Annotated in this window: 18 protein-coding genes; 14 read left to right on the top strand and 4 right to left on the bottom strand. The window is 56.2% G+C overall.

Annotation, left to right across the window (positions count from 1 at the left end):
- The first annotated feature begins 9 nt into the window (after window positions 1-9).
- From flgG to ABLU78_RS21140, 7 genes are all read left to right on the top strand, one after another.
- The gene (flgG, locus tag ABLU78_RS21170; protein ID WP_015367325.1) at window positions 10-792 is read left to right on the top strand and encodes a flagellar basal-body rod protein FlgG; all 783 of its coding nucleotides are present in this window, start codon (window positions 10-12) and stop codon (window positions 790-792) included.
- Window positions 793-874: 82 nt separating this feature from the next.
- The gene (gene flgH / locus ABLU78_RS21165) at window positions 875-1576 is read left to right on the top strand and encodes a flagellar basal body L-ring protein FlgH (RefSeq protein WP_015367324.1); all 702 of its coding nucleotides are present in this window, start codon (window positions 875-877) and stop codon (window positions 1574-1576) included.
- Window positions 1577-1615: 39 nt separating this feature from the next.
- On the top strand, window positions 1616-2716 hold the full coding sequence (locus ABLU78_RS21160) for a flagellar basal body P-ring protein FlgI (protein WP_015367323.1): 1101 nt from the start codon (window positions 1616-1618) through the stop codon (window positions 2714-2716).
- Window positions 2716-3660, top strand: a complete 945-nt coding sequence (gene flgJ, locus ABLU78_RS21155; RefSeq protein ID WP_348820659.1) for a flagellar assembly peptidoglycan hydrolase FlgJ — start codon at window positions 2716-2718, stop codon at window positions 3658-3660. The genes ABLU78_RS21160 and flgJ overlap by 1 nt, the downstream gene beginning before the upstream one ends.
- A 182-nt stretch (window positions 3661-3842) precedes the next feature.
- The gene (gene flgK, locus ABLU78_RS21150) at window positions 3843-5492 is read left to right on the top strand and encodes a flagellar hook-associated protein FlgK (protein ID WP_020079220.1); all 1650 of its coding nucleotides are present in this window, start codon (window positions 3843-3845) and stop codon (window positions 5490-5492) included.
- Window positions 5493-5513: 21 nt separating this feature from the next.
- Complete coding sequence (flgL, locus tag ABLU78_RS21145) at window positions 5514-6473, top strand: flagellar hook-associated protein FlgL (RefSeq protein WP_015704938.1); 960 nt, start codon at window positions 5514-5516, stop codon at window positions 6471-6473.
- 190 nt (window positions 6474-6663) lie between these two features.
- A complete protein-coding gene (locus ABLU78_RS21140; protein WP_020079218.1) occupies window positions 6664-7050 on the top strand; it encodes a VOC family protein in 387 nt (128 codons plus the stop codon).
- A gap of 55 nt (window positions 7051-7105) precedes the next feature.
- Here the strand turns inward: ABLU78_RS21140 and ABLU78_RS21135 are convergent, their stop codons facing one another.
- A complete protein-coding gene (locus ABLU78_RS21135) occupies window positions 7106-7504 on the bottom strand; it encodes a helix-turn-helix domain-containing protein (protein ID WP_048228622.1) in 399 nt (132 codons plus the stop codon).
- Window positions 7505-7577: 73 nt separating this feature from the next.
- Between ABLU78_RS21135 and ABLU78_RS21130 the strand changes: the two genes are divergently transcribed.
- Window positions 7578-8084, top strand: coding sequence for a DUF2938 domain-containing protein (locus tag ABLU78_RS21130; RefSeq protein ID WP_080940466.1), 507 nt, complete (start codon window positions 7578-7580; stop codon window positions 8082-8084).
- Here the strand turns inward: ABLU78_RS21130 and ABLU78_RS21125 are convergent.
- Window positions 8059-8940, bottom strand: a complete 882-nt coding sequence (locus ABLU78_RS21125; RefSeq protein ID WP_048228623.1) for a LysR family transcriptional regulator — start codon at window positions 8938-8940, stop codon at window positions 8059-8061. The genes ABLU78_RS21130 and ABLU78_RS21125 overlap by 26 nt on opposite strands.
- 170 nt (window positions 8941-9110) lie before the next feature.
- On the opposite strand from ABLU78_RS21125, the gene ABLU78_RS21120 reads away from it, so the two are divergent.
- The 4 genes from ABLU78_RS21120 to ABLU78_RS21105 all read left to right on the top strand — a co-directional run bounded on the left by ABLU78_RS21120 (window position 9111) and on the right by ABLU78_RS21105 (window position 14306).
- The gene (locus tag ABLU78_RS21120; RefSeq protein ID WP_048228624.1) at window positions 9111-10301 is read left to right on the top strand and encodes an MFS transporter; all 1191 of its coding nucleotides are present in this window, start codon (window positions 9111-9113) and stop codon (window positions 10299-10301) included.
- Between the two features lie 298 nt (window positions 10302-10599).
- Complete coding sequence (locus tag ABLU78_RS21115; protein WP_323806245.1) at window positions 10600-11655, top strand: amidohydrolase family protein; 1056 nt, start codon at window positions 10600-10602, stop codon at window positions 11653-11655.
- Window positions 11645-12913, top strand: coding sequence for an MFS transporter (locus ABLU78_RS21110; protein ID WP_015704942.1), 1269 nt, complete (start codon window positions 11645-11647; stop codon window positions 12911-12913). The genes ABLU78_RS21115 and ABLU78_RS21110 overlap by 11 nt, the downstream gene beginning before the upstream one ends.
- A gap of 58 nt (window positions 12914-12971) precedes the next feature.
- Window positions 12972-14306: an MFS transporter gene (locus ABLU78_RS21105; protein WP_032711338.1), complete on the top strand. Its 1335-nt coding sequence runs from the start codon at window positions 12972-12974 to the stop codon at window positions 14304-14306.
- A 39-nt stretch (window positions 14307-14345) separates the two neighbouring features.
- Here ABLU78_RS21105 and ABLU78_RS21100 read toward each other — a convergent pair whose 3' ends face one another.
- Window positions 14346-15062, bottom strand: coding sequence for an IclR family transcriptional regulator (locus ABLU78_RS21100; protein ID WP_015704943.1), 717 nt, complete (start codon window positions 15060-15062; stop codon window positions 14346-14348).
- Between the two features lie 166 nt (window positions 15063-15228).
- Between ABLU78_RS21100 and ABLU78_RS21095 the strand changes: the two genes are divergently transcribed.
- Window positions 15229-15924 (top strand): demethylmenaquinone methyltransferase, encoded by a 696-nt coding sequence (locus ABLU78_RS21095; protein WP_015367310.1) that lies wholly within the window; start codon window positions 15229-15231, stop codon window positions 15922-15924.
- Window positions 15921-16868, top strand: a complete 948-nt coding sequence (locus tag ABLU78_RS21090; RefSeq protein ID WP_015704945.1) for a hydroxyacid dehydrogenase — start codon at window positions 15921-15923, stop codon at window positions 16866-16868. Before ABLU78_RS21095 ends, ABLU78_RS21090 begins: the two co-directional genes overlap by 4 nt.
- Window positions 16869-16947: 79 nt before the next feature.
- Here the strand turns inward: ABLU78_RS21090 and ABLU78_RS21085 are convergent, their stop codons facing one another.
- Window positions 16948-17427, bottom strand: a complete 480-nt coding sequence (locus tag ABLU78_RS21085; protein ID WP_015704946.1) for a GNAT family N-acetyltransferase — start codon at window positions 17425-17427, stop codon at window positions 16948-16950.
- Window positions 17428-17488: the final 61 nt, after the last annotated feature.

The following is a 17488-nucleotide window of genomic DNA, read 5'->3' as shown; positions in this document are numbered from 1 at the left end:
AAATAACCAATGATTCCCTCTTTATGGATTGCGAAAACCGGTCTTGATGCGCAGCAGACCAATATGGACGTGATCGCCAACAACCTGGCGAACGTCAGCACCAACGGTTTTAAACGCCAGCGCGCGGTGTTTGAAGATCTGCTGTATCAGACCATGCGCCAGCCGGGGGCGCAGTCCTCCGAGCAGACCACGCTGCCTTCCGGTCTGCAGATCGGTACCGGCGTGCGCCCGGTCGCCACCGAGCGTCTGCATAGCCAGGGCAACCTGTCGCAGACCAACAACAGCAAAGACGTGGCGATTAAAGGCCAGGGCTTCTTCCAGGTGCTGCTGCCGGACGGCAGCCAGGCTTACACCCGCGACGGCTCGTTCCAGATCGATCAGAACGGCCAACTGGTGACCGCCAGCGGCTTCCAGGTGCAGCCGGCGATCACCATACCGGCCAACGCGTTGACCATTACCATCGCCCGCGATGGCATCGTGAGCGTCACCCAGCAGGGTCAGACCGCCGCCCAGCAGGTCGGGCAACTGACGTTAACCACCTTTATTAACGACAGCGGCCTCGAAAGCGTGGGCGAGAACCTGTACCAGGAAACTGAAAGCTCCGGCGCGCCGAATGAGAGCACGCCGGGCCTGAACGGCGCCGGTATGCTCTACCAGGGTTATGTCGAGACCTCTAACGTCAACGTGGCGGAAGAGCTCGTTAATATGATCCAGACCCAGCGCGCCTATGAGATCAACAGCAAAGCGGTTTCGACGTCGGATCAGATGCTGCAGAAACTGACCCAGCTGTAATGTTTGATGACGGGCGTCGCCTGCCGCGCCCGTCGCTTTTTTGGTGTAACAAAGGCGATACCCCGTGGTAACCACACATTCGATGGCCACCCTGCCGCGCCAGGGACAACGCTTGCTGGCGGGCATGGTGATGCTGACGCTGAGCGGCTGCGCGTACATTCCGCATAAACCGTTGGTCGATGGTTCGACCTCGGCGCAGCCCGCGCCGCCGACCGCGCCGGTACCGAACGGCTCAATTTTTCAGGCCGCGCAGCCGATGAACTACGGCTATCAGCCGCTGTTTGAAGACCGCCGCCCGCGCAATGTTGGCGACACGTTGACCATCGTGCTGCAGGAAAACGTCAGCGCCAGCAAGAGTTCTTCCGCCAATGCCAGCCGTAACGGTTCCAGCAAGTTTGGCGTCGCCACCGCGCCGCGCTACTTAGACGGCCTGCTGGGCAACGCCCGCGCCGATATGGATATTTCCGGCGATAACAGTTTCGGCGGTAAAGGCGGGGCGAACGCCAATAACACCTTCAACGGCACCATTACCGTCACCGTTAATCAGGTGTTGAGCAACGGCAACCTGCACGTGGTGGGGGAAAAACAGATCGCCATTAACCAGGGCACCGAGTTCATCCGCTTCTCCGGGGTGGTTAACCCGCGCACCATCAGCGGTAGCAACTCGGTTACCTCAACGCAGGTGGCGGACGCGCGCATCGAGTATGTCGGCAACGGCTACATCAATGAAGCGCAGACGATGGGCTGGCTGCAGCGGTTCTTCCTCAACGTCTCCCCGTACTAATGAGCGGGCCATTTGCGCTGTTACTGAAAAGAGATTCACATGGTTAAAAAACTCATCATTGCGCTATTAATCGGCGCGGCCAGCTTACCGGCGACGGCGGAGCGTATTCGCGATCTGGTGACGGTACAGGGCGTGCGCGATAACGCCTTAATCGGTTACGGCCTGGTGGTGGGGCTCGACGGCTCCGGCGACCAGACCATGCAAACGCCGTTTACCACCCAAAGCCTGAGCAACATGCTATCGCAGCTCGGCATTACCGTGCCGCCGGGCACCAACATGCAGCTTAAGAACGTCGCCGCGGTGATGGTCACGGCGAAGCTGCCGCCTTTCGCGCGCGCGGGGCAGAATATCGATGTGGTGGTCTCATCAATGGGCAATGCCAAAAGCCTGCGCGGCGGGACCTTGCTGATGACGCCGCTCAAAGGGGTGGATAACCAGGTTTATGCGCTGGCCCAGGGCAACGTGCTGGTGGGCGGCGCCGGCGCGGCGGCGGGTGGCAGCAGCGTACAGGTCAATCAGTTGGCCGGCGGACGCATCAGCAACGGCGCCACCATCGAGCGCGAACTGCCGACCACATTCGGCAGCGGTGGGGTGCTCAACCTGCAGCTCAATGATGAAGATTTCACCCTCGCGCAGCAGATTAGCGATGCGATTAATCGCCAGCGCGGCGGCGGCACCGCATCGCCGCTCGATGCGCGTACCATTCAGGTACTGGTGCCGCAGGGCAATAGCTCGCAGGTGCGTTTCCTCGCTGAGATCCAGAATATCAACGTTAACGTTGGCGCCATGGACGCCAAAGTGATCATCAACTCGCGTACCGGTTCGGTGGTGATGAATCGCGAGGTGATCCTTGATTCCTGCGCGGTGGCTCAGGGTAACCTGTCGGTGGTGGTCGACAGACAAACCAGCGTCAGCCAGCCGACGACGCCGTTTGGCGGCGGTCAGACGGTGGTGACGCCGAATACCCAGATTTCAATGCAGCAGCAGGGCGGTTCACTGCAGAAAATCAACGCCAGCGCCAACCTCAACAATGTGGTGCGCGCGCTGAACGCGCTGGGAGCGACGCCAATCGACCTGATGTCGATTCTGCAAGCCATGCAAAGCGCCGGCTGCCTGCGCGCCAAACTGGAAATTATCTAATGGCCAGCGATGTTATGGCGATGTCGGGCGCCGCCTATGACGCCCAGGCGCTGAACGGCCTGAAGCGCGATGCCGCCGCCGATCCGCAGGGCAACCTTAAGCAGGTGGCGCAGCAGGTCGAAGGCATGTTTGTTCAGATGATGCTAAAGAGCATGCGCGCCGCGCTACCGCAGGATGGCGTACTCAGCAGCGACCAGACCCGGCTCTACACCTCGATGTACGATCAGCAGATTGCTCAGCAGATGTCGCAAAAGGGATTAGGGCTGGCCGACATGATGGTCAAGCAGATGAGCAACGCCAACGCAGTCCCCAGCGAAACGGCGGGCACCGCGCCGATGGCGCTGGATAATGAGGTGCTGCAGACGCTGCCGAATCAGGCGCTGGAGCAGATGATCCGCCGGGCGGTGCCGAAAGCGCCGCCGGCCGCCGCGCCGTTATCGCTCAACAACGGTAATTTTGTTGCCCGTCTGTCAATGCCGGCGCGCGCCGCCAGCGAGCAGAGCGGAATCCCGCATCAGCTGATTGTCGCCCAGGCGGCACTGGAATCCGGCTGGGGGCAGCGCGAAATCCCGACCGCCGACGGCTCGCCGAGCTACAACCTGTTTGGTATTAAAGCCGGGGGCAACTGGAAGGGGCCGGTTACCGAGATCACCACCACTGAGTTTGAACAGGGGGTGGCGAAGAAGGTGAAGGCCAAATTCCGCGTCTACGATTCCTACTTCTCGGCGATTGCTGATTACGTCAAGCTGCTGACCAACAACCCGCGCTATGCCTCGGTTGCCGAAGCGTCCACTCCGGAGCAGGCGGCGCACGAGCTGCAGCGCGCAGGTTACGCCACCGACCCGCAGTACGCCAGCAAGCTGGTCAGCGTGATTCAGCAGATGAAGCACGCCGGGGCGCAGGCGGTGAAAGCCTATGACGCGGATATTAACGATCTGTTCTAGGTTCGGAGGTCGCGCCTTCTCCGGGCTACCAAATCGCACAGCGCGTAGGCCGGATAAGCGTAGCGCCATCCGGCATAAAAGCGGCTGCGGAATTTTGCAGGCAGATTTACTCAAGTTTTTACTTCTCCGGTCGATAACAAGGGCAAGCTGAGCGAATTGACTTGGCAGCATAAGGAACCCTGATGTCCAATAGCTTAATCAATACGGCGATGAGCGGACTGAATGCGGCGCAGGTGGCGCTCAGTACCGTCAGCAACAATATCTCTAACTACAACGTGGCGGGTTATAACCGGCAGACGGCGATTCTGGCCCAAAACGGCGGCCTGGCCACTATGAACGGTTTTATCGGTAACGGCGTCACCGTGACCAGCGTGAACCGCGAATATAACCAGTTCATCACTAATCAGTTGCGCGGCGCGCAGAGCGCGGCCGGTTCGCAGAACGCCTACTACGAAAAGATTTCGCAGATCGATAATCTGCTGGCCAGCAAAACCAATACCTTGTCGGGCAGCCTGCAGGATTTTTTCACCAATTTGCAGAACCTGGTGAGCAACGCCGGCGACGACGCGGCGCGCCAGACGGTGCTGGGCAAGGCTAACGGCCTGGTTAACCAGTTTAATAATACCGATAAATATCTGCGCGACATGGATAGCGGCGTTAATCAGCAAATTAACGACACCGCCCAGCAAATTAACAGCTATAGCCAGCAGATTGCCCGTCTTAACGATGAGATTACCCGCCTGCGCGGCAGCGCCAGCGGCGAACCGAACGCGCTGCTCGATCAGCGCGATCAGCTGGTCAGCGAACTCAACCAACTGGTGGGCGTTCAGGTAACCCAGCAGGACGGCGACGCCTATACCGTCTCCTTCGCCAACGGCCTGACCCTGGTGCAGGGCAACAACAGCTATCAGGTGGAAGCGATCCCTTCCAGCAGCGACCCTTCGCGCCTGACTCTCGGCTATAACCGCGGCAGCGGCGCCAGCGAAGTGCCGGAAGGGCAGATCACCAGCGGCAGCCTGAGCGGCGTGCTGCGTTTTCGCAGCGAGACGCTGGACGGCGTGCGCAATCAGCTCGGCCAACTGGCGCTGGCGATGGCCGATAGCTTTAACCAGCAGCACCGCGAGGGCTTCGATCTCAACGGTGAGCAGGGGGGCGATTTCTTCAGCTTCAGCGGCGCGCGGGTGGTTGATAACACGCGCAATACCGGCGATGCCTCGCTGTCGGTGTCGTACACCGATACCAGCAAGGTAAAAGCCAACGATTACCGCGTAGAGTATGACGGCGCCAACTGGCAGGTCAGCCGTCTGCCCGACAACGTCAAAGTCAACGCCACCGCTGGTAAAGATGCAGCCGGTAACCCGACGCTGAGCTTTGATGGTCTCGAAGTTAGTATTGATGGCAACCCGCAGCAGAAAGATAGCTTTACGGTGAAGCCGGTCAGCGACGTGGCGGGCAACCTGAAAGTGGCGATTACCGATTCAGCGAAAATCGCCGCTGCCGGTAAAGATGACAGCGGCCGCGGCGATAACGATAACGCTAAAAAACTGCTCGATCTGCAGACCAAAAACCTGGTGGATGGCAAAGCGACGCTTAGCGGCGCCTACGCCGGGATCGTCAGCGGCGTGGGCAACCAGACCGCCGCCGCGAAGGTGAGCAGCGAATCGCAGTCCAGTATCGTCACCCAACTGGCCCGTCAACAACAGTCGCTCTCCGGGGTAAACCTCGACGAAGAGTATGGCGAGCTCCTGCGTTTCCAGCAGTACTACATGGCGAACGCCCAGGTGATCCAGACCGCCAGCTCGCTGTTCGACGCGCTGCTGAATATTCGTTGATAGTATTGAGGAACTGACAGCATGCGCATGAGCACCAGCATGATGTACCAACAGAACATGACCGGCATCACCGGCAATCAGTCGCTGTTTATGAAGGCCGCCGAGCAGCTTTCAACCGGCAAGAAGGTGATTAATCCCTCCGACGATCCGCTGGCGGCATCGCGGGCGGTGATGCTGTCGCAATCGCAGGCCGAGAACAATCAGTACACCCTGGCGCGCACCTTCGCCCGCCAGAGCGTATCAATGGAAGAGACCGTGCTTTCCGGAGCCACCTCGACGATATCTGATATCAAGGCGCTGATCGTTAACGCCGGCGGCACCGAGAGCGATAACGACCGCGATTCGCTGGCGACCCAGCTACAGGGGCTGAAGGATCAACTGCTCAACCAGGCCAACAGTACCGATGGCAACGGACGCTACCTGTTTGGCGGCTATGAGAATGATAAGCCGCCGTTTGTCGATACTAACGGCAAGATTAGCTATCAGGGCGGCAATAAAACCGTGGAACAGAAGGTTGACGCCAACCGTACGATGACCATCGGCCATACCGGTAATTCGGTATTTATGGCGCTGACCAGCAATCCGAAGCCGGAACCGGACGGCAGTGCGCCGGTCGCCGATGTGTTCGCCAGTATCGATATTGCGCTGGAGGCGTTGAAAACGCCGCTGCAGGGGGCCGATGACGCCACCAAACAGCAGGTGAACGATGCGCTGGCGAAGGCCAACCGCGGCCTCGATAACTCCTACAACAAGGTATTGAGCGTGCGCGCCGAGCTGGGTAACCAGCTGCAGGAGATGGATCAGCTCGATAGCATCGGTAAAGAGCGTGATATGACCAACCAGCTGCAGATGAGCGCCCTGACCGATGCTGACCTTGCGGAATCTATCTCTTCTTATTTTATGCAGCAGGCGGCGCTGCAGGCATCTTATAAAACCTTCAGCGATATGCAGGGCATGTCGCTGTTTCAGATGAATCGCTAATCACGAATAACCGCTTTTTCATTTAGCACCTTGGCACCTCATCCCGTTCTCTCTGTGTACGCGGGGTGAGGTGCCCTTTTTTTATCAGGCGGAAGTGGGGGGCTCTCAGCGACAAATTCACCACATCATAGCGTGTAAACTCAAACCGGATCCCAACCCTCACACCATATCCTCTCAAGGAGAATTCCGGATGTTTACTCATATGCGTATCGCCAAACCCGTAACCGATCTTGCAAGGTCCTGTTTGATGTATTGTCAGGGATTGGGCTTACACAAAATTGCTGAATTCAACGATCACGATGGTTTTAATGGAATAATGTTAGGGCGAGAGGAATTGGGCTGGCATATAGAATTCACCTGGTGCCAGTATCATCCAGTACAACCCTTGCAGACGGAGGAGGATCTACTCGTGCTGTATTATCCGGATAAGAAGGCGTGGTCAGATGCTTGCGCCAGAATGCGCGAAGCAGGTTTCAGCATGACGAGTTCTTTTAACCCTTATTGGGATATCAATGGCCAAACGTTCGTTGATCCAGATGGCTATAGGGTGGTACTCCAGAACAAGGCGTGGCGATAATGGTTTGCGCCTCAATGCGCTAATTCTCATCCATCAAGCCATAGTGCTGGAGTGTTTATTTAAACAATCTAATGCCCTTTGCCACAATTTTTTTAAATTCAGGGCATTGCATATGTTCCGGCGCAGTACAGCGGGCAGCGTGTTTTAGCCCCTGGCTTAACAGCTGTAACCGACGAATGGTGTTATCAATTTCCTGCGCGCGCTGCTCAAGCCGGTGGTTATCAATGGCTATCTTGCCGTCAGCGTTAAATATCCCGGCTATTTCAGAAAGCGAAAAGCCGGCGGCCTGTCCCAGCACGATCAGTTCCAGCTTATTCAGCACATTTTCATGGTACTGCCTTCGCAGGCCATGACGACCAATCGGTTTGATCAAACCTTTCTTTTCATAAAAACGCAGCGCTGAAGGCGTAATGCCGGACAGCGTCGCGACCTCGCGGATATCCAGTTCTTTCATGATTGACTTAAACCTCGCTTTAAGTTGCACACTCGTCGACAGAGTAGCATTGACGCATAAAAGGAAGAAGAAATTGAATATCATGGTTGTTGTGCAAATTTTAGTAACGGGGATCGGCGCGACGTTAGTCATGGATTTATGGTCGCTCTTTCAGAAGCACATACTCAAGATTGCGCCGCTGAACTATGCGCTGGTCGGGCGCTGGGCGTTATGGCTTTCGCTAGGGAAAGTGCGGCATAACACCATCGCCGCAACCCCTCCGCTAGAGGGGGAGCGTTTTATCGGCTGGTTATGTCATTATCTGATCGGTATCGCTTTTGCGGCGGTGCCGCTTGTGTTGAGCGGCGCCGATTGGTTTTATGCCCCCACTCTGGCGACAGCGCTGCTGTCAGGGGTCGTAACCTTATTCGCGCCGTTCTTGATCCTGCAGCCCGCATTTGGTTTTGGCGTCGCGGCCTCACGGACTCCCCGACCATGGCTGGCGCGTTCGCTGAGCCTGCTGGCGCACCTGGCCTACGGCATCGGGCTGTATCTGGCGGCGAGCGCTTATAGAGTTATGGCGATGTCAGCTGATCTTTAATCTCATCAAACAGGGCAATTAAATGATCGGCCACCACTCTGACGCGCCGCGAATGGGCTAAATCGGAATGCATCACCAGCCATAGGGTTTGGTCGACGCCGATATCCGCATTCACGCACTGCAGGCCATTTTTCCGCGTCATAAAGTGTGGCAACACGCCCAGCCCCAGGCCGGCTGAAACCGCCGAAAGCTGCGCCAGCAGCGTGTTGGCTTCCACCCGGCACGGCCTGCCGCGAAGCGTCCGAGTTATCCAGCGCGCGGCGGGCAAATGCTGGTGTGATTCTGGCCAGCCAATGTACTGAGCATGATTGAACGCGACGTCGGTAGAGCCTTCTAGCCCGGTATCGGCGCTGTACAGACCAAACCCCACCTTCCCGAGACGCTTCAGCGTCAGGTTGCCGCTTTCCGGTTTGACCATTCGAATGGCTAAATCGGCATCCCGTCGATGCAGGTTGACGGATTGCACGCCGCTGAGCACCTCGACCCGCAGGTCGGGATATTTTTCCATCAAGCCGTTGAGTGAAGGCAGAATAAAATGCGCCGCCAGGTTGTCCGAGGTAGCCAGCCGGACCAGTCCGGCCACGTTCCCCTGCAGCCTCGCCGTCTCGCCAAAAGCGAGCCCTGCATGCTCAAGCGCCTCTGCTCGCGCCAGCAGCGCCTCGCCATCATCCGTTAGCCGGTAGCCGCTTTGATGCCGGCTGAAAAGGGGGACAGCCAATGATTTTTCCAGCCGGTCGAGTCTTCGTGACAGGGTTGCGATGCCCATATCCATAGTTTCTGCCGCGCCGCTTAGCGTACCTGAGCGGGCCACAGCCAGAAAAATCCGCGTATCATCCCAGTTAAAATCTGCTTTCATTATTTTCCATTTTTGGAAAACGGCTCTCCGTTTTCATGTCTGTTTTATCACTTCTCCTGGAATGATACTGCACTTCACCTCAAGAGAAGGCAATAAGCAACGACGCGGAACTTCAACCGTATCAGGCAAGCCAACTCTTTTTTAGCCATTTACCCAGGGATACAGAAGACATGAACGACCTCGTTTTACAGGCCAACCCTACGCCAGTGCGCGCATGGCTCGCCGTAGCTGCGCTGGGAGTCAGCGCATTTTCGATTGTGACCAGCGAACTGGCGCCGGTCGGTATGCTCAGCGCGCTGGCGAACGATTTGCATCAGTCGCAGGCGGGAGCGGGTCTTGCCGTCACCGCTTATGGCTGGGTGGCCGCGCTGGCCGCTTTACTGGCCGGCGCGATCCCCGCCCGGATTTCACGGAAGGCGCTATTGATTGTATTGATGTTAATCCTCGCATTTTCTTGTCTGGCGGCGACGCAGTCGCACACCATGCAGACGTTTATGACGGCGCGGATGACAGGGGCGCTGGCGCATGGCGCATTCTGGGCGCTAATAGGCAGCGTGGCCGTACAACTGGTACCGGTTGATAAACTGGGACTGGCCACTTCGGTGATTTTCGCCGGTGTTTCGGCGGCCAGCGTGCTGGGCGTGCCGCTATCGAGCTTTATTGCCGACATGGTCGGCTGGCGACAGGCATTCAGTGCGATTTCACTGCTCTCATTAGCCGCCGCCGTGGCTTTGCTCTGGACGCTTCCCACGCTGGCGGCTCCGCAGCCGTTGAGGCTGAAGGTTTACGTTGGGATAGTTAAAAATCCGCTACTGCTTTCATTGTTCGGCGCTACAGCTTGCATTATTTCCGCGCATTTTGCTGCCTTCACCTATCTTGAGCCGTTGCTAACGCAAACCCGTGGTATACCGACATCAACGATTTCCGCGCTGTTATTGATGTCAGGACTTTCCGGGTTGCTGGGAAATCTCATCGCCGGCAAACTCATCGATCGACATATCCGAGTGCTGATTATGACATCACTGCTGCTCAGCGCAGGCGCGCTGGGGATGCTGAGTATCAGGGGTGGGTCAGCACTTCCTGTTTGGTTCGTCGCGGTATTGCTCGGCGTATGGGGCGCGGGCATGGCTATCGTGTTCGTTGGTTTGCAAACCTGGCTGTTGCGTAGCGCAGGGGAGGCGACGCAGCCGGCATCCGCGATCTACGTCGCCATTTTCAATGCCGCCATCGGTACTGGCGCGCTTGTCGGCGGCCTGGTATCGGCAAAGCTTGGTCTTTCGTCACTGCCGTTACTGGCGGCGGTGGCGATGATCTGCGGTATGGCGCTGGTCTGGAAGCTGAAAAGTCCCATGGCGATATAACGCTTTACTCATCGAATAGTCATCGGTAAATGGACAGAGTGAATGGGTCTGGCAGACGTAAGGTTTGCCAGATATCTGGCTGCGACGAGCGGTATAACATTATAACTTATTGAAATTAAATTTATTTTTGTTTTTTCTCAACGTTCTCCTTCTTTAGCGACTTTAAAACATCTGTGATTCACCTCTTATTTACATCATTTAAACCAATCGTTAACTGGATAAAAACACGCCAGCCTCGTTATAGTAGTTTTGTAAAATAAAACACGGTTGTACATGGTACAACAATTGCGAGGTGTTCATGGAGATCGTTACCGCACCGCATCTTGCGGTCAGAAACGAGTGGCTTGCGTTACATCGTGAGCCGCCACTACAACCCGAGCTGCCCATTATTGATGCGCATCATCATCTCTGGGATCGGCAAACCGGACGCTATCTCACCCATGAGTTCAGCGACGATATCCAGACCTCAGGGCATCGCGTTTTCTCCTCGGTCTATGTGCAATGCCGCTCTATGTTGCGTCGCCATGGGCCGGAAACGTTGAAACCGCTTGGTGAAATTGAGTTTGCCAGCGGAATAGCCGCGATGTTCGCCAGCGGACATTATGCAAACGCTCTTGGATGTGAAGCCATCATCGGCGGCCTGAACTTGCTGGCGGGCGATGCGATGCAGCCTGCCATCGAGAGCGCGCTGGCTTTATCAGGTGGGCGGTTGCGCGGAATGCGTAATCCATTGGCCTGGCATCCGGATCCGCGGGTCACGTCCAGCCCGGTTACACCACCGGCAGGACTGGCCCTGAGCGAACCGTTCCGCCGGGGCGCTGCCTGCCTCGCACAAAATGGATTGTCGCTTGATGTGTGGGTTTACCACACGCAACTGGATGAAATTGCCGAGCTGGCGTGGCAAATACCAACGCTACAGATTGTGCTCGATCACTGCGGCGGGCCTGTCGGCGTAGGGCCTTATTCAGAAAGAGATCCTGACATGTTTCAGCAGTGGCGAAGCAGTATGCGACATCTGGCGGAACTGCCGAACGTATGCGTAAAAATTAGCGGATTTGGTATGACGGTCAGGGGATTTCCCTTCGCAGCGGCAGAAACGCCGCCGGATTCGCAAATGCTGGCACAGGCATGGCAACCGTGGTTTGAGACCATCATTGCTCTTTTCGGTGCGGAACGCTGCATGTTTGCGAGTAACTTTCCGGTCGACAAAGGCATGTTCAGCTACGGCGTCTTCTGGAATGCCTGCAAACGCCTGGCGCAACAGGCTTCCCCTGATGAACAGGCGCAGTTGTTCTGGCGCACTGCCGCAACCTGCTACCGGATAACCTCTGTGGAGAATATCAATGACCAGTAAAAGCGAGCTCAAGCAGTTTACTGCGACTAAAGCGACGCCTGACGCTTTGCCTCAGCACGTGGCTGAGAAACGAACTCTGGCGCTGGGCGGCCTTGGCTGGGCATTTGAAAGCTACGACTCATTTCTACTCTCATTATTATTGCCGGTATTAGGAGTGGTGTTTGGCGTGAATAAAAGCGAACTTGGACTGTTTATCAGCGTCACGGCCGGTGGACAGATCATCGGCGGGATCCTGTTTGGTTTTATCGCCGATAAAATTGGTCGGGTAAAAACGGCCATGACCTGTATCGCCATCTATTCACTCTTTTCCGGACTGTTAGCCTTTACGCACGATCAACAGCATTTCGCACTTTTGCGTTTTTGCGGTGCGCTGGGTATGGGCGGAATGTGGACGTCAGGTGCGGCGCTGATTGCTGAAACCTGGCGGCCAGAGCGGCGCGCGCGCGGCGGTGCTTTGATGCAAATGGGCTTACCCGTTGGCGCTATTCTGGCTATCAGCCTGACGGCAATCGTGAGCTCGGTTAACGGCGGCCTGGAGCAGGGTGCATGGCGCTATCTGTTTATGATCGGCGCGCTGCCGGTATTCATTATGAGCGTGGTGGCCTGGTTCACGCCGGAATCACAGGTTTGGCTTGCACGACAGCAGGGGAAAGCTAAGCGCACTCAACCTGCCTCGAAGCTGGGCAAACACAATCTGAAAGGCCTACTGCTGGCTTTCGTCTTTATCTTCTTTATTCAGTATCTATTCTGGGGGGTATTTACCTGGACACCCACCTATCTACGAGAAGTAAAACATCTGGATTTTCTACATAGCCTGAAATTTGTGCTCGCGCTGCAGGTCGGGGCGATCGCAGGTTTTCTGGTCTTTTCAGTACTGGCGGATAAATGGGGACGCCGTCCGATGTTCCTGATTTATCTGTTAACGGGCGCCATTGCCGTCGCGCTTTACCTTGTGACCACTCAACCCTTCATTCTGATGCTGGCGATTTTCATGGCTGGTTTTGGTGTTAACGGGATTTTTGCCGGATCTGGACCATTCCTTGCAGAAATCATCGGAGACACGTCATCGCGTGGCTTCCTGATGGGGCTCGCCTACAACGGAGGCCGGCTGGGCGGATTTATCGCGCCCCTGCTCATCGGCGCTGTGGCCAGCGCCGGCGGTTTCACTGCGGGACTGGCGACTACCGTGGTCGCCTTCCTGGCGGCAATGGTGGTGGTGTGGCTGGCGCCAGAAACCAGAGGCGTCAAGCTGAAGTAAGGCATGATATCTCTACATCGTTTTCCTGATAAACATAATGAAACCCTGCGAGGAAACAATGACCGATCAATCACCGAATAGCGCTATCGACAACGATGCGCTGGAAAAAGAGACCATGCGGCGGGTTATCTGGCGCATCCTGCCTTTTCTGGTCGTAAGCTATCTGGTCTCGATTATTGACCGGGGCAATATAGGTATGGCTGCGCTACAGATGAATGAAGATCTGGGCCTGAGCAAGGCGGCTTTTGGCTTCGCCAGCAGCTTATATTTTGTCGCCTACTTTATATTTGAGGTACCCAGCAACCTGGCGATGCAGAAGGTCGGGGCAAGATTGTGGCTCCCGCGGATTATGATCAGTTGGGGAGTGGTATCGATGTGTATGGCGCTGGTGCAAAATACAACCTCCCTTTATATCGTGCGTTTTCTGCTGGGAGCGGCGGAAGCGGGCTTTTTCCCAGGCGTGGTGCTCTATCTTACCTGGTGGATCCCTTCGCGTTACCGTGCGCGTATTATTGCCTCTTTTATGGTGGCCATTCCGCTGGCTAACTTTATTGGCTCACCGCTTTCAGGTTTGATCCTGACGCTGGATGGCTGGTTTGGGCTGCGCGGCTGGCATCTGTTATTCATTATTGAGGGGCTGCCTGCGGTGCTGCTGGGGATAGCCGCATTTTTTATCCTGCGGGACCGCCCACATCAGGCTGGCTGGTTGAACGAGCGGCAGAAAGCGTGGCTGGAAAACACCCTTCAGGCAGAGCGTCAACAGCAGAAACAGATCGGCCACATCAGCACATGGCAGCTGTTGAAGCACCGCCAAATCTGGCTCATGGCGCTGATTTATGCCGGCGCGTCGTCTGCTGGCACCACGCTTAGCGTCTGGTCGCCACAGCTACTGAAGTCTTTCCATCTTGATAACCTGACTACCGGGCTGCTTAATGCTATCCCCTATGGCCTGGCCTCGGTGCTGATGATTGTCTGGGGTCGGAGTTCGGATCGCACTAATGAACGTCGCTGGCACACGGCTCTCACCCTCTTTATGATTGCGGCTGGCGTGTTCGCGGCGTTCATCAATCTCTCGCTGCCGATTACCATTGTTATTCTCAGTACCATATTAATTGGCGCTTATTCGGCGAAGGGGCCATTCTGGGCGCTGGCCTCAGGCTGGATGAGCAGCACCTCAGCCGCCGCGGGGCTGGCGGCAATCGGCGCGATAGCTAATCTGATTGGCGGAGTGGTGATGGTGAATGCCTATGGTGTGATTAGCGAACAGACAGGAAGCCATACGCTGGCGATGCTACCACTGGCTGGCTTGTGCCTGGCAGGCGGTATCGCGGTGCTGATCATGGGACGCCGTTACTCGCAGCCTGCCGGTCAGGAAAAACCGGTCACCCATTAATAAGCAAAGGCGGGATTTTTCCCGCCTTTTCAACATACGTTATTCTTTTATATCGTAAAACGTCTCGCAGAAGGATTTACTGGCTCCTAACTTGATCGACAGGCGGTTGGCCGTCTCGCGCATTAGCTGGCTGAGGCCGCTCTCTTTGCGGTCCGCAGTCAGACGCGATGACGGTCCTGTCAGCGCCAGTGCCGCGATGGGGTTATCGTGGACGCCAAAAACCGGCATCGCGAAGGCCGCGGTGTGCGGATCGCGCGCGCCAGAGGTATAGAACGGCAGCGTTTCTTCGTCTTCCGACAGCGCCTCACCCAGTCCCCAATGACGTAAAACTTTGCTGATCGCGGAGCCATCCAGTGGAAATTGACTGCCGGGCAGGTTGCTATGGCGTAATCCCTCTGACGCTTCGGCGCGGAACAGACACAGGCGTTGGCCGCCCTCTATCACATACCAGCTCGCGCTTTCACTGGAGGCCTGAGACAGCGCCTGCAATTCCGGTTGTACAATTCTCGCAAGCTGAAATGATTGCTCATAAAGCTTGCCGAGATAGAGCAGACGGTGGCCGAGCGTATAGGTGCCATCATCATGCCGGATAATGTAGTTCATACGCTCAAGCGAATTCATTAAGCGATAAACGGTGGTTTTGTGGTATCCCGAAAGCTGCGCCAGCTCAGTTAACGTCAGGCTGTCATTACCGGGCCGGAAGCAATCCAGTAAAGCGAGCGCCTTTTCAACGGCAATTACGCCTTCATTCCCCATCATTTTCTCCTTTTGGCCGAACAAAATTGTACCTGAATTTTGTGATTAACATCGTGTTTACATCACAAACACGCTCTCAGCGCTGGCGAAAAGAGAAGCAATGCTCGTATAGTTGTTTTATATAGTACATATGTGTTGTACATAGTAAAACAAATGGAGACTAACCATGCCTGCATCACAACAGAAATTAATCAATGTGGATATTGAACGCGTTAGCGCGGAGGAGGTCCGTCAGGCCGCTGAATATCAGGCGGCGATTCTCGCCGACGTGGCCGGACGACGCGGCACATTACATGGCCGTATCAAGCCACTGGCGCCACACATGGCAGTGGCCGGCCCGGCGATTACCGTAGAGGTCCGTCCGGGAGATAATCTGGCTATTCACGCGGCGATGGCCGTCGCCAAACCTGGCGATGTGTTAGTGATAGACGGCAAGGGCGATCTCTCCTGCGCTTTACTGGGTGAGATCATGGCCACGCAGGCGCAGGCCAGCGGCATCGCAGGTATCATCATTGACGGCGCAGTTCGCGATGCTGAAACCTTAAGTAAACAAAGCTTTCCTGTTTTCGCAGCCGGTCTTAATCCGTGTGGTCCCACCAAGTTCATTCCAGGCCGGGTCAATCATGCTATTTCGGTCGCGGGCGCCGCAGTGCAGGCGGGTGACCTGGTGGTAGGGGATATTGACGGCGTGGTGGTTATCCCCCGCGATGAAGTAGGCACCATCATTGAGCTGGCGAAAGGTAAACTGGAAGGGGAAGTCAAACGTCTGTCGGCTATCCACGATGGCGATCTTCGCCCACACTGGCTGGAGAATGCGTTGCGTCAGGCGGGTATGCTGAGCGAAGGGGAGGCATTGCCATGAGCGCTAAAAAAGTCGTACTGGTAACCGGCAGCGATTTGGCCGAAGCGGCGCTCGGCATGCTGGAAGATTATGAGCTCGTGTTTGCTGGCCGCCAACCAACAGAAAACCAACTGACAGAATTATGTCAGCAGCATAATCCGGTCGCCATATTAGTGCGCTATGGCAAGATTACGGCATCTGTGATGGATGCCGCTCCGGCGTTGAAGGTCATTTCCAAGCATGGCAGCGGCATTGATGTCATTGACGTCGAAGCGGCGGCGGCGCGCGGCATCATGGTTCGCGCGGCGACAGGCGCTAACGCCGCGGCGGTTTCAGAACACGCCTGGGCATTAATTCTGGCCTGTGCCAAGTCAATCATTCCGCTTGACCGCCGCCTGCGCGAAGGGCACTGGGATAAATCGACGCATAAATCGCTCGAACTGGAAGGCAAAACGCTGGGGCTGATTGGTCTGGGGGCGATTGGCAGTCGGGTGGCGAAAATTGCCGGCGCCTTCGGTATGAAGGTGTTGGCTTACGATCCTTATGCCGCCACGGTTCCTCCCGGATGCGAACGTGTTGATGTACTCGAAGACCTTCTCGCGCAGGCTGATGTTGTCTCCCTTCATTGTCCCTTAACGCCGCAAAATCGGGGAATGATAAATGCCGTTACGCTGGCACAGTGTAAACCCGGCGCCATCCTGGTTAATACCGCGCGGGGCGGATTAATCGACGATGCAGCGCTGGCAGCGGCATTAAAAGGGGGGGCGTTGCGCTGGGCGGCGCTCGATAGCTTTAACAACGAACCACTCACTACGCCGCACATCTGGGAGCGGGTCGAAAATGTCATTCTGTCTCCGCACGTTGGCGGCGTAAGCGACGCCTCTTACGTCAAAATGGGTACCGCCGCCGCGGCCAATATTCTACAGGTAGTGCAGGATTCATCGCAGACTGAAACAGCGTACTAACTTGTCTTCCAGCAGCTCCGCTCTTTCGGGGCTGCTGTGCTTTTTGCAAAGAGCAAGCTGAGTGATGCTGTGAGCAATGTTATTGCTCCGCAAAATTAACCAGCGCTTCGCCATCGAGGCGATAGCGGACCCATTCGCTTTGCGCCGCGGCGCCAATACTGAGGTAAAAATCAATGGCCGGCTGGTTCCAGTCCAGCACGCTCCACTCAAGGCGTCCGCAGCGGCGCGCAACCGCATACCGGGCAATGGTTTTTAGCAGCGCTCGACCCGCGCCCTGGCCGCGATAATCCGGTGAGATATACAAATCTTCCATATAAATACCGTTGCGTCCGAGCCAGGTTGAATAGCTGGTGAAGAACACGGCATAGCCCGCCGTTTTACCGTCAATTTCGCAGATCAGCGCTTCGGTCTTACTGTCGTCGCCAAACAAGGTTTCGCGGATCTCGTCGGGGGTAGTAACCACTTCCTGCGGGGCTTTTTCATACACCGCCAGCTCATAAATCATGTTGTAGATGGCAGAAGCATCGTCCGGACGGGCCTGTCGAATCGTAATACTCATTATTGTTCCTGTCGTATTCACACGTTAATGATATTGATGACGCTAAGCATAGGGGGTATTG

The organism is Klebsiella sp. JN_Kp122 (assembly GCF_040062085.1).
GTDB lineage: Bacteria > Pseudomonadota > Gammaproteobacteria > Enterobacterales > Enterobacteriaceae > Klebsiella > Klebsiella aerogenes.
This window is presented reverse-complemented; position numbering and strand designations above follow the sequence as displayed.